This window comes from Leptolyngbya sp. GB1-A1 (assembly GCF_039962475.1).
Taxonomy (GTDB): Bacteria; Cyanobacteriota; Cyanobacteriia; order Elainellales; family Elainellaceae; genus Leptolyngbya_A.
On sequence record NZ_JAMPLI010000016.1, the window covers coordinates 89,089 to 104,677 of the forward strand.

Here is a 15,589-nt window from a genome sequence, read left to right on the forward strand (position 1 = left end):
ATTTGGGGCTGCAATAAGCGATCGTCAAGTCTGCTACAAGTAAAGGCTGACAGCTCAAACCAATCTGATAGAGGTGTATTGCGATGAGCGATGCGAAGCAGTTCCCCTCAGGGGGTAATCATTCTGACGCTTTTGGGTCAGGCACATCATCACCGAAGCCATCCGGGAATCTGCTGCAATCTGGCTTGCTGGCGCTGAAACAAAAAGAGTATCGCCGGGCGATCGAGCTGCTCGAAGCGGTGTGTCAGATCCCGATCAGGCGCAGCGATCGTTCTGCTGGAGAACTGCGCAGCAATCGGCTCAAGGCAGAAATGGGACTGGTCAAGGCATACGCCCGTACACAGCAGCCCCAGAAAGCGATCGACCTCTGCCGAACCTTGTGTGGCAGCTCCAATCCCCAAGTGCAGGGTTGGGCAAATCAAACGCTGAGCGACCTTCAACATCGCTACGGAATCGCTGCTCCATCGGTTGCCGCTCCATCGGTTACCGCTCCATCAAATGTCCCCCTCGCTGAAGAACCAACCGCAGCCGACTGGACAGATGAAACGGGATTTGTGCCGCTTGAGGCGGATACCCCCCGTAGCGGATTTAGCCCGTTCGCTGCCGCTGCTCCAGAAACTGTGCCGCCTCAGCAAGCTGATTTCCGCAGGGCAGGTGCTTCAGAGACAAGCAGCGATACTCCGGCTGTCCAGGCTGCGATTTCTCCTTCTCCAGAGCCAGCAGACGGCACAGCTTCAGCGCGATCGGCTCCCTTGCCCCCCCGAGAAGCAGCAAGAGAAGCGGCAACCGATCATTCCAGCAGGAAAACGGCTTCACAGCGCCTGCAAAAAGGGGCGAGTTTGGGAACGGTTGATCGATCGGGATTTTGGGCACTTCAGGTAGGAACGATCGCCCTTTTAATTGGGTGGCTTTGTGCGCTGATTCATTTCGGACGCGATCGGCTGAATGAGTTTCTTTTGAGCATTCGCTTTGATTTCTTTAATCTGAGCGTCTGGACGGTTTACTTCGATCCGTTTTGGGGTGTGGTCATTGGGTTGACGGTGCTGTTTTTCGCGTCGCCCTGGCTGCTAGATCTGGTGCTGAAGTATTGCTATAGCATGGAAGACTGGCGGCGAGCGGAGTTGGAGTCCTTTAGCCCTGAAGCTCTGCGGCTGCTGAGGCAGCTTACCCAATCGCACAGCCTGCCCTTTCCGACGCTGAAACGGTTGCCGATCGCCGTTCCACTTTGTTTTTCCTACGGCTACTTGCCCCGCAACGCCCGAATTGTGGTTAGTCAGGGATTGCTAGAGCGGCTAGAACCCGATGAGATTGCAGCTCTTTATGCAGCAGAGTGGGCACACATCACACAGCGCGAAGTGGGCATTCTGTCGCTAGTGGCGATCGCTGCTCAGTTGCCTTATCAGGTTTACTGGTCGGTCGCGAGTTGGGGCAATCGTCAGTCGCTTGGAATCTTACAGAGTTTGGCGATCGGGGTGTCGAGCCTGGGCTATGGAATCTACTGGCTGCTTAGGATTCCGGCACTGTTGCTATCTCGAATTCGGCTGTATTTTAGCGATCGAACAGCGGCAGAGCTAACAGGCAACCCCAACGGGTTATCGCGGGCACTGCTCAAGCTTACGATTGGCATGGCGGAAACCTTGGCGCAGCATGGATCAACGCCGCCCCTGGTGGAAAGCTTAGATCTGCTAATGCCTATGGGCTATCGTCAATCGCTAACGCTGGGCAGTTTGCATCAGCCGTCTAGGCCAGATCTGCTGGAGTGGGATTGCCGTCAGCCCTATCGCGCCTGGTTGAATGCGCTGAACGGTCATCCTTTACTGGGCGAGCGACTGAACCGACTCGCTGATTATGCGCGGCACTGGCGGCTCGAACCGCAAATCTCCTGGAAGCCGGAGAAACCTGGCTCGGCGGCACATCCTCGATTCGCATGGCTCTGTTTTGCACCCTACCTCGGCGTTTTGGCTGGGTGGCTCGTGGCTGGGATACTGTGGGCGATCGGCTTTCTAGCAAAGCAAATGCGCTGGCTGGAAATCGACTGGATGTGGGCAGACTGGTCGGTGGTAACAGGCTTGGGACTGCTGGGATTCAGCCTTGGCACATTTTTGCGAATCAATGCCTTTTTTCCAGATATCAAACGCTCTGCCCTGAAGGGAGAAGTTCCACTCGCAGACTGGCTCAGCGACCCGGCTGCACTTCCGATCGATCCGCATCCGGTGCGGCTTCAGGGGCAGCTCTACGGACGACGCGGCATTCTAAATCGGCTGCATCAAGATTTGTTTTTGCAAATCGATTTCCCCCCAGCGGAAACTGCTTCGCATCGCGGCATGATTCGGCTGCATTATACGAGCCAGATTGGTTGGCTGGGCGATCTGCTGTTTCAGGTAGTTCGTCCTGAGATCTGGCTTGCCCCATCCCCTAAAACTGTCACCGTAGTCGGCTGGTTTCGGCGCGGTGTTGTTCCCTGGATTGATGTAGAAACCATCCAGTCGCCACGGGGCACGATCGCCCGCAGTGATCATCCCGTCTGGTCAGCTATTTTGGGAACGATCGCCGCTCTCGTCGGAGCCTATATCATTCTCACCGGAGGCTCCTAAAAAAACCTCAACTCTTACCCTCGGCTCCCCGAACCTCCTCAACTTCCTAATTCTCAGCCAACACTTCGATCGCCTGCCGATACGCCACGATCGCAAAATTCCGCTGCTGTTCTTTCAAGGCATAGAGAATTACATTAGAAAGCTCATCGTTCACGATCGCCCGAATCTCGATATTGGGTTTGATCTGGGTTTCGACCTGCGCCTCGGTGCCGTCCGATAAGGAAGAGCCACCTGCCTCAGAGTTTTCGGGCGGAGTAATGGCGGTGTGGTGCAGCCGGGTATAGCGTCCGCCGCCCTCTACCTGAGTAATGCTGTAGCCAATCACCTTCAGACTTTTAAGCAGTGAAACAATGCTTTCCTGAAGGACAGCTTCGGTAATGATGGTGACTAGCACCGCCGATTCGGTTAGAGAAGAAGCTTGCTCAAAGTCCAGCATTACGATCGCAGAATAAAATTAAGGTCGAACAGTTCAAGGTCGAATAGTTCAAGGTTGAACAGTATAGTTAGACGAAATCGGCGCAACCTGTCCGGCGGAAACGAGTGCCTGATATAAAAAGGCAGCGACCTCGGCACGGGTGGCAGGCTGATTCGGATTCAGTATATCAGGGCTGGGATGGTTCACGACCAAACCTGACTGAGTCGCTGCCGCCGCCGCCTCAACGCCCCAACTCGGAACTTGATCGCGATCGCGGAAAAGCTGAAGGGTCGAGTCAGGATTTGCCGGAGCTGTCAGTTTCAGTCCACTGGTGAGCGCTGCAAGTGCCTGGATCCGGGGAATTGGCAGAGCGGGCTGGAATGTGCCTTCGGGAAAGCCTTTCAGAAAGCCCGTCTTCACCGATGAATCGATCGCGTTGGCTGCCCAGAAGCCTACCGGAATGTCTTTGAAGGCGAGCGAGGCTTGCTGATTAGCCTGCTGGTCGAAGGTGTTTTGAATCAGTGTGGCAAATTCGGCGCGGGTCACGGGCTGATCGGGACGAAACGTGCCATCCTCAAAGCCGCTGATGTCCCCGCGCTGCGCCAATGCGGTAATAAAGGGAGCTGCCCAATAGCCAGAGGGCACATCCGGGAACGAAGCTGCAACCGGGCTGACAGGGGGAGCAGTCTGCGCCGATCGATCGACGGTTTCAGGACTGCGATCGGCTTCATCCTGGGGAAGTGGGACAGGGATGATTGCACCGGGAGTTTGGGGGTCGATCGTTTCCGGTAAAGGACTTGCCGATGGTGCAGGTTGTAGCACGGGTGGGCTGATGCTCTCTCCTTCTGCCGTGGGCGGCACGATTAGCAAATTGCCAGAATCGTTCTCAGGAGTTGAACTGGGTGACTGTTCCCCGGTCAAACCCGGAATTGGAAATAGTCCGGGCTGATTTGCCAGAAAGCTTTCGTTTCCGCGTGTGAGTCCCCAGGCAAGCACTGTTCCCAGGCTGGCAAAGGCCACCAGTACAGCGATAAACTCATCGAAATCCAGTGGGCTTCTACGAGAAGAGCGGGGGTCTGAAGGGGGGCGGGCAGTCATGGCAATCGTTCTCCTGATGAGTGACCCTGCACAGGCAGGCGATTGCCCGTCAGGGAAAACTGCTTCCAAATCGGGACGACAAACCTCAGCGACAAGGCAATATCGTCAGCCTGGAGACACTATAGGCAATATTCTCCGATCGAGATACAGTCTTTTGGCAGATCAGTCTAGCGCAGCTCAGCCAGGATTGAATCACTAGAGTTGAATCAGCGAAGTCAGATCACCGAATTGGCACGATCGTCACAGACAAATTTTCTCCAGCCAGCCGCCGCCGAAGCTGCTCGGCACTGTTTAAATCACGAAATAGCCCTGCCTGAACCGCAGGCTGACCGTTAACGGTCACAATCTGCGTTTGAGGCGCGAGCGATCGAACCCGATCCTGCAATTCAGCCGAATCTGCTGCCACGATTACACGATAGCCATAGACAATTCCGGTCGCCTGTTGCTGTGGTGGCTGAGGAAGGGAAGCAGATTGTGAAGGGGTAGGAGCCGTGGACAGGGGTGGGGGAGTTGTGCCTGGGGTGATCGGGGTTGTGGGAGTCGAGGGAACTGAGGGAGTCGGGGCAGTGCCTCCGCTGCTAGGCGAATTTGGCAATGGTAACGGACGAGTAGCAGTCGTGGCAGGCGGATTTGGCAGCGGCAACGGACGGCTGGCAGGGGTACCGGCAGTGGTACTGGCAGGGGGAGCAGGCGGGGGCGGCACAGCAGGAGTTCCCGCAGCAGGGCGATTTGGCAGAGGCGGCAGAGTGGCTCTGGGAGTGGTGACGGGCGGCACAGCAGGAGTTCCCGCAGCAGGACGACTCGGCAAGGGCGGCAGGGTAGCTCTGGGAGTGGTGACGGGCGGCGGATTTGTGCCTGGATTTGTGCCTGGATTTGTGCCTGAATTTGTGCCCGAATTTGCACTTGGCGCATTGCCAGACCCCGCTCCCGAAGGATTACCCGAATTCGCACGGGGTGACTCTGGCGGCGGCACTGGAATTTGCACCGGAGCGGTAGAGGTTCCGGGCAGGGTGGTTCCGGGTTGAGGAGTTCCCCTGGGAGAAGGCTCGGTGAGCGGCGAAGTGCTGCCAGTTGGGGGCAAAAGCGGCGGACGAGAGGGAGATTGGGGATTGGGAAGCGAGGGCGGCAGGATGGGTCCAGCTGTGGCAGTCGGGGAAGTTGCAGCCGCAATCAGCACTGAAATCGGCTGATCGTTGGTGAGATAAACGTGTCCGGTTGACCGCCCGTTGAAGATGCGACGAGACAATCGCCAGCCCGGATCGAGCCGAATTCGGACAAACTCTCCGGGTTGGGGAAGTCCGTAAGTTCTACCGATCGGAATGTTGAGATTGCGCTGACGATTTGAGGCAGCCACCAGCACTAGATCATTGCCCTGCCGCAACACGCGCAAACTGTACTGCAATCCCAGGTCTTCGCCGCCCGTTCGCACTGAGTAAGCATTGCTGTCGTTGCCGCGTCCACAAATTCCTGTGAAATCAAACCGGGTAAGCAGCGGATCGACGATCGTTGGACCTGGACCCGTCTCTACTTCATCCCAGCAGGGGCGATCGTTTTTTACTTGTTCGATGATCAGCAGCCCGTAGCCAATGCGACCTGCCGGAGCTGCAACAATAACAAAGTTCTCTGGATTATTAATTTCTGCTTGCTCAAATTGCACTGCCGAGGCAGGAGTGCCCCAGAGCGGGGCTGCCATCAACAGGAGTGCGAGTAGTCCAAACCGTCTTTTTTTGCCTGTTTTCATGGTGTGTAGCAGCGTGTAGTGTGAAGAGCGAATCCAGGTGATGAACGTTGTGAACTTTTGCAAAACTGACAGCAGCTTCCCCGCTTCAGAAAGATAGCGTATTTGCCGTTGAGTGCCAATTCAGAGGGCCTGACCTACATCAATCTCTAATTTTTTTCTACGGGAACAGTCAAACCTGCTGTGTAGCGTTGCTTTAGTGCCCCAGACGATTAAGATTATGCCCCTCATTCGCGTGTTTTCCTCAGTTCATCCGGCAGTTCATTCGGCAGGGCATTCGGTTGATTTCCACTTTTCCGAAGGAGCAATCGCTGCTCAGGCTGATTTAGCTTCTGCCCTGGTTCAGGTTGATGCTGAGATTAGTGTTGACGATCTAAGCCAGTTTGAAATCATTCAGAATCAGCATTCTGCCTGGGAAATTCGGTTTGATAGTGGATCGCCTCCTCAATGAATTCGGCTGATACTGACCGGAGCCAACATGATTCATACAATGCTTTTCGATGCCGATGGCGGTTCCATTACTCAACCGTTTAGCAAAGTGCTGCCAGTGCTTCCCCAGACAACTCGGTCTGGTTTCTCTCTGTTCCGCAGTTCCAGCTTGAACTCAGTGCGGCTCCCCTCTAGGAGAAGTGCGAAGCAGGCGATTTCTTGAATGCAGCCGTGACACGTCCCCAGATCCACAGGATTGAGCTACAGTCAGTTTCGCTTTCTGTGCCTCAGTCACTGGCGATCGAAGTCAAATCAAAATCGAGATGCAAGAGGAAATGATTGTTTTTTCTGGAGTGAGCTTCAAAGTTTTCTGGAAAGATATTTATCAGATTGCTGTGTTGATAAACGGTTTGCGGATAATACAACAAGTCATACGAATAGATCACCCGTTCAGGTGATGAGCAACGTTTGTAAAATCGCTACACTATAAGTACTGATATACCTAAGCAGTTTGTCAACCCGGCAGGAAACTGTCGGGCTTTTATTCGCTTTGCTTTTTTCGCTGTATTATTTCTGTGTTTATTTGTGTCTATCTAAATGTGCACTCAAACTTCATTCTTTGATTGATTCAAAATGAAACGCAATGAAGTTGAAGTATTGAATCACCCTTTTCGGTTTCTCTAAACTTACACCTCCTAAAAAAGTAAAAAAGGCTGAACTATTCTGACGATCGATTGACCGCAGTGTTCCCAGCCTTGTGCAGCAGTTCGTGATTTTAACGGATGAATCCCACCAGCCAACTTGGAGACTAAGCGCGGGCAGGTGCCAAACTTCAACCGAGCGGCTAGAGCTTTCGGCTAGATACTTAGAACAAGCTGTAAGCCTCGTGCAGGTCGCGCATCTTCGGGCAGCGGCTCTGGCTGCGTTCGCATTGCCGGGCAATATTTGGCATAGGCACATCGATCGCACTGGTCGCCCGGAGTCGGGAGCCATCGCTGATCGCGCCGGAGTTCGATCGCCATATCGCCAATCAGTGACTTGACACGCTGACGATGCCCTGGCGTTGCCTCAAAAGAAATCTTTTCACCTGTCCGTAAATAGAGCAAGCTCATTCGCCGCAGATTTCGCCGATAGCGTTGCTCCAGAGCCAGATAATATAGCCCGATTTGCAAACCCATTTCGTCAGATTCGGCGTAGTCAATTTCCTTAGCTGACTTATAATCAATCAGTTCCAGCCCGTCTTCCAGATAATCGATGCGATCGTACCGTCCCGACAGCACAAACTCTAAATTCTCAACTTGCAGCGATCCCTGAATTCTGCCTTCTACGGCAAGCGGCTTTCGCATTGAAGACTGGTTCGCGATAAACCCATGATAGTACCGCCGCAGAATCGATCGCCCTTCCACAATCTGGCTGGGACTCAGATCAGTAATCTGCTGATTCCAGCAATAGTCGATCCAGTCTACTCCCGGAATCGGGTCTTGATAGTGCCAGTCCTGGTAAATCTGGGCAAGTGCCTGATGCAGCGAGGTTCCTAACACGGTAGACCCAAAAAAACTAGTTCCCTCTAAGCGTCGCTCATAGCGAAAGTAGTAGGCACGAGGGCAGCGGTGGTAGGTTTGCAGCTTGGCGGCAGAGAGCAGATAGGACATGGAACGAAACCCTCCGGGGAAAAGTAGCACCCACAGAAACGATCGAGCGATACGGTTCTATGGGTGCAGTCTGTCGGGCATGACGCTTTTATAATGACACTAGATGTAGGATTCGGGTAGGTTCTTTTGTATTAATTATTTCTATATCTAGCGCAAGGGGTAGGGTGAAGGGGTAGACATGAGCGGGGGTAGATATCAGGGGGGATAGACATAAGCAATTGACGAATTCGACTTGGTATTGGCGAGGGTAATTGATGCGATCGTCAAGGGAAAGAACTGCCAGGCAACCTTACCCCCAACAACTCCCTTCCCGCTCCCCTTCCAACTCAATTCCTCACCCGCCCCATCCCCCTTATCTCCCCGCCTCCTTATCCCCTCATCCACCCCTTCCCCTACCCTTGATATGATGCTTCTCATCCTCCCAATTACATCACCTCATGGCAGACCTCTACGTTTCCTGGTCAGACTATCACCACAAAATTGAACAGCTTGCCTTAAATATTCATCAGTCCGGCTGGAAGTTTAATCAGATTATTTGCCTCGCTAAAGGAGGGCTGCGGGTAGGGGACATCCTGGCACGGATTTTTGACCAGCCCCTGGCGATCTTGGCAACCTCGTCTTACGGTGGCATGAATAATCAGGTGCGTGGATCGATTACCTTCTCGCAGGACTTGACCATGACGACTGCGAATTTGGGAAGCCATGTACTGCTAGTGGATGATTTGGTGGATTCGGGAACGAGCCTTAGAAAGTCGCTAATCTGGCTCGATCGCAAATATGGCTTTTATGTCGAGGAAGTCAAGACGGCAGTGTTGTGGTACAAATCCTGTTCCTGCATTGCACCAAACTATTACGTGGACCATCTCGAAGATGATCCCTGGATTCATCAGCCGTTTGAGGAGTATGAGCAGATGAATCCGGCAGATTTACCCGATCGCCTGGCAAATCAGGCCACGTAGGTCTGGGATCATTGCCCCGTTGGAGGATCAAGATTGGGAGCTAAGGATAAGCCAGGCAGACACAGGAAGTTCAAGATCTCAAGATTTATAGAGAATTCACGCAAAAGCGTGCAGAATTCCGCAGAATCGCCGATCGCCTCAGGTCGTGATCCAGCCTATGATGAGGAGCTAGGGCACTGGTCTAAGCAGAGATTTGAGCAGTCCGAATCGGGTTACGACCAGCCGGAATCCTGAACAGCCAGTGTCACAACCAGCGTCCGAGCTTCCAGCTTTGAAAGGGCAGGCAACTACAAAGTGCAGGAGATTTCTCAATCAGTCCTGAATCACAATCTACGCCGCCTTCAGCCATGATTCAGCTTTCTGAGCCAATCACCGCTCCGCTCGTGCTGGTGATCGACGACGATCGCCTATCACGGATGCAGATGCGCCTGTTTCTGGAGCGGGAGGGTTATCGGGTTGAGGAAGCGGTGGATGGCGAAATCGGGCTGCTGGCGTTTCAGGAAGTCTTGCCCGATATTGTGCTGCTGGATGCCCTGATGCCAGAGGTGGATGGGTTTACCTGCTGCCTCCAGCTTCAGCGACTCCCGGTCTATGGCAACACGCCGATTTTGATGATTACCGAGCTAGAAGACCGCCCCTCGATCGATCGCCTGTTTGAGGTGGGAGCCGCCGATTATGTCACCAAGCCTGTGCAATGGGCAGTGCTGCGGCAGCGAGTCCGCCGTTTGATTCAGCAGGCAAAGCTTCAGCAACAGCTTGAGTCTGCAAATCGAGAACTGAAACGGCTAGTTTCCGTTGATGAACTGACTCAGATTGCAAACCGTCGTCGCTTTGACGAATACCTGCATCAGGAGTGGCAGCGAATCTCACGGGAACGGCAGCCCCTTTCGCTGCTACTTTGTGATGTGGACTGTTTTAAGTTTTATAATGACACTTACGGACATCCGGCAGGCGATCGCTGCTTACAGCAAGTTGCCCAGGTAATTCAAAGCGTGGTTAAACGCCCGGGTGATCTCGTAGCGCGCTATGGCGGCGAGGAATTTGCAGTCATTCTACCGAATACCCCTGCGGAAGGAGCGGTTCTTCTGGCTGAGGCGATCTGTCAAGCCCTGCGCCAGCAAGTACTTCCCCATTTTTCCTCCTCGGCTGCCGCCTTTGTAACACTTAGTGTGGGCGTGAGTTCAATTCTGCCGAATGCAGAGAAAGCGCCTGCAGAGCTGATTCAGAATGCAGACCAGGCGTTGTACTGCGCTAAAAAAGCAGGCAGAAACCGAGTTTTCCTGAAGATCTAATAACTTTTAGAAACAAAGATTAAAGGGTAGAGATTGCTGTATCGATTCATACGATTCTCTTGCTTCTTGCGGGTGTAATGTGCATAAGTTGGATTGATTGTGGGATTTAATGGGCAACCAACTGTGAGTTCTATGAATAGCCAGCCCGATATGCATATTCACGTTGAGGATGACCGCACCGGCATGACGGTTTCGACCCTCAAACGTGCTTTAGCAGACAACCTCTACTACATCCAGGGCAAAGACGAAACCTTTGCTAACCTCTACGACTACTACATGGCACTGGCGTACACTGTGCGCGATCGGCTCGTCCATCGCCGCATTAAAACTGCCCAGGCTTACTTCCAAAAAGATACCAAAGTTGTTTACTATCTCTCTGCCGAATTTTTGATCGGTCGTCTGCTGCTCAACAATTTGCTCAATCTCGGTCTGTATGACCAGATGCAGCAAGTTCTCAAAGAAGTCGGGCTCAATCTGGACGATTTGCTAGAGCGTGAAGAAGAACCCGGACTCGGCAACGGCGGCTTGGGCAGACTGGCAGCTTGCTTTCTAGATTCGATGGCAACGCTGGAAATTCCGGCAGTCGGCTACGGCATCCGCTACGAGTTCGGCATTTTTGACCAGTACATTGCCGATGGCTGGCAGGTCGAGCATCCCGACAACTGGCTGCGCTCTGGCAACCCGTGGGAAATTCCTCGCCCGGATTACATGGTCGAAGTCAAGCTTGGCGGCTATACCGAAGCGGCAGCGGATGCTCAGGGACGGGTGCGGACGCGCTGGGTTCCTCGCATCACGATTTTTGGCACACCTTACGACACGCCCGTTTCTGGCTACGGCAAAAACACGGTCAATACGCTGCGGCTCTGGTCAGCAAGGGCAGGCGAAGACTTTGACCTGCACGTTTTCAACGCTGGAGATTACACCCAGGCAGTCGCCGCCAAAACTTTCTCGGAAAACATCTCGAAGGTTCTGTATCCCAACGACAACACGCCTCAGGGTAAGGAATTGCGGCTTCAGCAGCAGTATTTCTTCGTTGCCTGTTCGCTGCAAGACATTATTCGCCTCTACCTGCGAAACCGCAGCACGTTTGATGATTTCCCGGAAAAGGTCGCGATTCAGCTCAACGATACCCATCCAGCGATCGGGGTTGCTGAGCTAATGCGCCTGTTTATCGACGAGTATGGCCTGGACTGGGATAAAGCCTGGGACATCACCCGCCGTACCTTTGCCTACACCAACCACACGCTGCTGTCAGAAGCTTTGGAACGGTGGTCAGTGAATTTGTTTGGCAAGCTGCTACCCCGCCACCTGGAAATCATCTACGAAATCAACTTCCACTTCCTCAATGAAGTCCGAGCGAAGTATCCCAACCAGCCGGAAAAACTGGCGCGGATGTCGCTGATCGAGGAAGGCGGCGAAAAGCAGGTGCGAATGGCGCATCTTGCCTGTGTGGGTAGCCATACGGTGAACGGGGTTGCGGCCCTGCATACCGAGCTGATCAAGCAGGAACTCATGCGGGACTTTTATGAGCTGTATCCCGAAAAGTTCCAGAACAAAACCAACGGCATTACCCCCCGTCGCTGGCTGATGCTGAGCAACCCGGAACTGTGCCGCCTGATCAGCGAAAAGATTGTCGATCGCTCCGAAGCGGAAACGACTGCACATCCCTGGATTACCAACCTCGATGAACTGCGCCGCCTGGAAGCCTTTGTAGACGATCCCCAATTCAGGGCACAGTGGCGATCGATCAAACAGTCCAATAAAAACCATCTGGCAGATTACATTCTGCGATCGAATGGTCTGGAAATTGATCCCAATTCACTGTTCGACGTGCAGATCAAGCGCATCCATGAGTACAAGCGGCAGATCCTTTGTGCGATGTACATCATCACGCTGTACAACCGGATCAAGGCAAATCCTAGCCTGGAGATTGTGCCACGCACGTTTATCTTTGGCGGCAAAGCGGCTCCGGGTTACTTTATGGCGAAGATGGCGATCAAGCTGATTAACTCGATCGGCGAGGTGGTCAACAATGATCCCGATGTGGCAGGACGGCTGAAGGTCGTGTTTCTGGCAAATTACTCCGTCTCGCTGGGGCAGTTTGCCTATCCGGCAGCAGATTTGTCCGAGCAGATTTCGACCGCAGGCAAAGAAGCCTCTGGTACAGGCAATATGAAATTTGCGCTGAACGGGGCACTGACGATCGGTACACTGGACGGCGCAAACGTCGAAATTCGTGAGGAAGTCGGGGCTGACAACTTCTTCCTGTTTGGTTTGACCGCGCAGGAAGTGATGGATCTGAAGGCAAAAGGCTACAAGCCGCTCGACTACTACAACAAAAATGCCGAGCTCAAGCAGGTGATCGATCAAATGTCGTCGGGCTTCTTCTCGCCTAAGGAACCCAGTCTGTTTATGTCGATCGTCGAATCGCTGCTCAACCACGACGAATATATGCTGCTGGCAGATTATCAGTCCTACATTGAGTGTCAGGAGCGTGTCAGCGAGGCATTCCGCGATACGGAACAGTGGACAAAAATGTCGATTCTCAACGTTGCTCGGATGGGTAAGTTTTCCTCCGATCGCACCATTACAGAATACTGCCGCGATATCTGGAACGTTGAACCAGTTCCGATTGATCTAGAAGCCTATTCGCAGGACAAAGCTGGACTTCGCATTCAGCGAGCCACCGAAATGGCGTAGGCAATGATTTGATGTCAATCACTTCATGCGCTGAATCCAGCCGCGATCGAGTATCCAGTTAAGACTCAGCGCAACTGCGCCAAACAGCAGCAGACTCTCTGCAACCCAGATGCCCCCAGTCCACAGGGGCATTTTTTTGTCTAAACTTGCCTCAATCTGCGCAAACCCCCGCACCAGACCAAACGCCCCAACTGCCCCCGACTGAAGCTGCGGATTGTTGTCCTGCCGCACTACGTATCGATACGTTACCCCAAACAGAAACCCTGAGAAGATTGCGATCGCAAACGAAATCAAAGCTTCCTTGTGCAGCAATGTTTCTCGCCAGTTTGCATTTTCAGATTGCAAGTAGTGATTCAGAAAAGCGATCGGCACAAATGCAGTAGCCGCAATTAGTTTACCGACAGTACCCGCTTTGAGCGACTCCAGACGTTCCGCGGTTTGGCTATTTTGATCAAATGAAAAGAGGGACATGAGGCGATTGAATAACTCCTGTTTCGTAGATTAGCCTGTTTCGTAGATCAACCTGAGTTTAGATTCAGGGCATGTTGAAGAACTGATAACTGCGATCGAACTCGTCTCCTATCTTTGGTTGCTGTGTAATGAGCTGAATGAGCTTTGTTGCAGGCTTTGCAGCCTCCTAAATCTCTCAACTCTGGAAAAACTTTGAACGGTTTACCTCACGATCGGTTGGGGATTCCGCACTCCCGTTTTTGAGCCAAAGTGGGACAGACAACACCGATCTATCGGTTCTCCACACCAGAAGTTTTGAGGGGAATTTGCGAGGATCATTGTGTCATCAGAGGATGCCCCGCAAATGAAACTCTTCATCAAGCCGCTCTACAACTGGTATCGCAATCTGCTCCGGAACTCCAAATATCGCTGGGTTGTGATTGCCGCAAGCCTACTTTACATTGTTAGCCCCGTTGATTTTGTCACCGATATGATTCCCATTGTGGGCTGGCTCGACGATGGATTGATTGCCTCGATTCTGGTGACTGAAGCTTCCCAACTTTTGCTGGAGCAGCTTAAAAACCGCAAGGCGAAGAACCAGGCAGAAGTTCAAAAAGCCTTGAGTTAGGCTTTAGCGACCAGAAGTTTTGAGGGAAACGCTCCTCACTCCCCATATTCCTAGATTGGAAGGTGCCCAATGACAGATTCTATGAAAGACCAGCTTGCGACTGACCTGGAAAAGGCAAAGACTGAAAGTGGAATGCGGGCAAATCGCCTCCGAGCAATCGCTAAAGCGGCAGCCGTTGAAGCGATCGCCGAAGTCAAAGCAGGCTCCAAAGAGCTGGGATCGATTGCAAAAAACAGCTTTTCAACCGTTGCAGCAAACTCGAATACTCCTGCTGAGAATCCTGCCGCTCACCCTGAGACAGACTCAACCGCTCAGCAAATAATCCGCTTCAAAACGCTAATCCTGAGCTTGATTAAAGGACTGCGTGAGCGTTTAGACACATTGGATACACAACTCGATGAACGGTATGGCGATCGCTACCAGGCAGCAAAGCGACAGCTTGAGCAAAGTGCAGTCTGGTACAGCACAACTTTGGAAAAGGCAAAAGCATCGCCTGCTGAACCCGCTCTGCTGGAGCAAAAGCAAAGTGAACTCACAGCACGGGCAGAAGCCGCTGGAGTTGTCGTCGCTCAGAAAGAGCAGCAGATCAAACAGCAGATTAAAACCATTCTGAAAACGATCAACTCGACTCGCTGAACTGTTTGCTGAACGATTCGCTGAAATTTCTCACCTTGAGGTGACACGATGAAACTTCTTCGCTACGCATTAGGACTCCTGGTTCCTCCGATCGGCGTTTTTCTGACCTATGGCTTCAGCACCACGCTGCTCGTCAATCTTCTCCTGATGCTGTTGGGGTGGGTTCCTGGAAGCATTCATGCCGTTTGGGCGATCGCCAAGTCTGACGAGAAAGCTAGCAATCGAGGAATTGCTTAGTTTGTTCGATTGTTGTTTGAATAATTGGTTTGCATCATTCGTTTGACTTCTTCATCTATCTCTAAACAATCTTTCATCTATCTCTAAACAATCTGTCTCTAAACACTGTCTCTAAAAAAGGAGAATTTACATGATTGGATATTTATTGAATACGCTGATTACTGCCTTAAGCCTGCTCATTGTTGACATTGTGATTCCGGGTGTCAATTTGGCAAACTTTCCCGCTGCAATGCTGGCAGGGGTGGCGATCGGAATTGTGAATGGAGCCGTCAAGCCTGTGCTGTCGCTGCTCTCACTCCCGGTTAACTTCCTGACGCTTGGAGCTTTCTCGCTCATTGTTAACGGCTTCTGCTTCTGGTTAGCGTCTCTGCTGATTCCTGGCTTCACGGTGTCAGGGCTGCTGGCGTTCGTTCTGGGTCCGGTAGTGCTGTCGCTGGGAACCACGTTCCTCAACAGCTACTTTGCGAACAAGCGTTTGGGCAATGCTGTCGCTGCTGCCAGCCCAACAATGGAAGTGAGCAGCAAATAGCATTCCTTCGACTGGCTTAACTGGCTTAAAAGTTGACTTGAGCCGTGTGAGAGGTTCTACATTGCCTGATCCAGCGGTCAACTCTGGGGGACTTTGAGATTCTAAGGCAAGCGATTCTAAGGCAAGCTAAGTTCCTTCCAGAATTTACCCACCAGGCAGTTAAAGCACAAGCATTACTTCTCAAACAGACTGCTATCAATTTCACCTTCTATAACTTTTATCAAGGGGAGGT

Annotated in this window: 16 protein-coding genes; 11 read left to right on the top strand and 5 right to left on the bottom strand. The window is 52.5% G+C overall.

Features of this window, described 5'->3' with window-relative positions; all coding sequences use genetic code 11:
• The first annotated feature begins 83 nt into the window (after window positions 1-83).
• Entirely contained in the window at window positions 84-2,594 is a 2,511-nt protein-coding gene (locus NDI45_RS16490; RefSeq protein ID WP_348247972.1) for a M48 family metalloprotease, read from the top strand.
• 46 nt (window positions 2,595-2,640) lie between these two features.
• Here the strand turns inward: NDI45_RS16490 and NDI45_RS16495 are convergent, their stop codons facing one another.
• Window positions 2,641-3,030, bottom strand: coding sequence for a hypothetical protein (locus NDI45_RS16495; RefSeq protein WP_190790964.1), 390 nt, complete (start codon window positions 3,028-3,030; stop codon window positions 2,641-2,643).
• Window positions 3,031-3,078: 48 nt separating this feature from the next.
• Window positions 3,079-4,107, bottom strand: a complete 1,029-nt coding sequence (locus NDI45_RS16500; RefSeq protein WP_190790963.1) for an S-layer homology domain-containing protein — start codon at window positions 4,105-4,107, stop codon at window positions 3,079-3,081.
• Between NDI45_RS16500 and NDI45_RS16505 the strand changes: the two genes are divergently transcribed.
• The gene (locus NDI45_RS16505; RefSeq protein ID WP_190790962.1) at window positions 4,106-4,306 is read left to right on the top strand and encodes a hypothetical protein; all 201 of its coding nucleotides are present in this window, start codon (window positions 4,106-4,108) and stop codon (window positions 4,304-4,306) included. The two genes, NDI45_RS16500 and NDI45_RS16505, sit on opposite strands and share 2 nt — an antisense overlap.
• Window positions 4,307-4,327: 21 nt before the next feature.
• Here NDI45_RS16505 and NDI45_RS16510 read toward each other — a convergent pair whose 3' ends face one another.
• Window positions 4,328-5,911, bottom strand: a complete 1,584-nt coding sequence (locus NDI45_RS16510) for a DUF3747 domain-containing protein (protein WP_348247974.1) — start codon at window positions 5,909-5,911, stop codon at window positions 4,328-4,330.
• A 154-nt stretch (window positions 5,912-6,065) separates the two neighbouring features.
• Here NDI45_RS16510 and NDI45_RS16515 point away from each other — a divergent pair, with 154 nt between their 5' ends.
• A complete protein-coding gene (locus NDI45_RS16515; protein ID WP_348247975.1) occupies window positions 6,066-6,296 on the top strand; it encodes a hypothetical protein in 231 nt (76 codons plus the stop codon).
• Window positions 6,297-7,131: 835 nt separating this feature from the next.
• Here NDI45_RS16515 and NDI45_RS16520 read toward each other — a convergent pair.
• The gene (locus NDI45_RS16520; protein ID WP_190790959.1) at window positions 7,132-7,926 is read right to left on the bottom strand and encodes a PD-(D/E)XK nuclease family protein; all 795 of its coding nucleotides are present in this window, start codon (window positions 7,924-7,926) and stop codon (window positions 7,132-7,134) included.
• 437 nt (window positions 7,927-8,363) lie between these two features.
• Between NDI45_RS16520 and NDI45_RS16525 the strand changes: the two genes are divergently transcribed.
• The 4 genes from NDI45_RS16525 to NDI45_RS16540 all read left to right on the top strand — a co-directional run bounded on the left by NDI45_RS16525 (window position 8,364) and on the right by NDI45_RS16540 (window position 12,877).
• Window positions 8,364-8,885 carry a phosphoribosyltransferase family protein gene (locus NDI45_RS16525; protein ID WP_348247976.1) on the top strand — a complete coding sequence of 174 codons (522 nt, stop codon included), beginning with the start codon at window positions 8,364-8,366 and terminating at the stop codon, window positions 8,883-8,885.
• A 108-nt stretch (window positions 8,886-8,993) separates the two neighbouring features.
• Window positions 8,994-9,119 (top strand): hypothetical protein, encoded by a 126-nt coding sequence (locus tag NDI45_RS16530; RefSeq protein WP_277879064.1) that lies wholly within the window; start codon window positions 8,994-8,996, stop codon window positions 9,117-9,119.
• A 113-nt stretch (window positions 9,120-9,232) separates the two neighbouring features.
• Complete coding sequence (locus NDI45_RS16535) at window positions 9,233-10,177, top strand: PleD family two-component system response regulator (protein WP_190790957.1); 945 nt, start codon at window positions 9,233-9,235, stop codon at window positions 10,175-10,177.
• A 132-nt stretch (window positions 10,178-10,309) separates the two neighbouring features.
• Complete coding sequence (locus NDI45_RS16540) at window positions 10,310-12,877, top strand: glycogen/starch/alpha-glucan phosphorylase (protein ID WP_348247990.1); 2,568 nt, start codon at window positions 10,310-10,312, stop codon at window positions 12,875-12,877.
• An 18-nt stretch (window positions 12,878-12,895) separates the two neighbouring features.
• Here the strand turns inward: NDI45_RS16540 and NDI45_RS16545 are convergent, their stop codons facing one another.
• On the bottom strand, window positions 12,896-13,348 hold the full coding sequence (locus NDI45_RS16545) for a hypothetical protein (protein ID WP_348247977.1): 453 nt from the start codon (window positions 13,346-13,348) through the stop codon (window positions 12,896-12,898).
• A 343-nt stretch (window positions 13,349-13,691) separates the two neighbouring features.
• Between NDI45_RS16545 and NDI45_RS16550 the strand changes: the two genes are divergently transcribed.
• The 4 genes from NDI45_RS16550 to NDI45_RS16565 all read left to right on the top strand — a co-directional run bounded on the left by NDI45_RS16550 (window position 13,692) and on the right by NDI45_RS16565 (window position 15,357).
• Window positions 13,692-13,955, top strand: a complete 264-nt coding sequence (locus NDI45_RS16550) for a YkvA family protein (protein ID WP_348247978.1) — start codon at window positions 13,692-13,694, stop codon at window positions 13,953-13,955.
• Window positions 13,956-14,024: 69 nt separating this feature from the next.
• A complete protein-coding gene (locus NDI45_RS16555; RefSeq protein ID WP_190793748.1) occupies window positions 14,025-14,591 on the top strand; it encodes a hypothetical protein in 567 nt (188 codons plus the stop codon).
• A 48-nt stretch (window positions 14,592-14,639) separates the two neighbouring features.
• Complete coding sequence (locus tag NDI45_RS16560) at window positions 14,640-14,828, top strand: YqaE/Pmp3 family membrane protein (RefSeq protein ID WP_348247979.1); 189 nt, start codon at window positions 14,640-14,642, stop codon at window positions 14,826-14,828.
• Window positions 14,829-14,958: 130 nt separating this feature from the next.
• The gene (locus NDI45_RS16565) at window positions 14,959-15,357 is read left to right on the top strand and encodes a phage holin family protein (protein WP_190793750.1); all 399 of its coding nucleotides are present in this window, start codon (window positions 14,959-14,961) and stop codon (window positions 15,355-15,357) included.
• Window positions 15,358-15,589 lie beyond the last annotated feature (232 nt).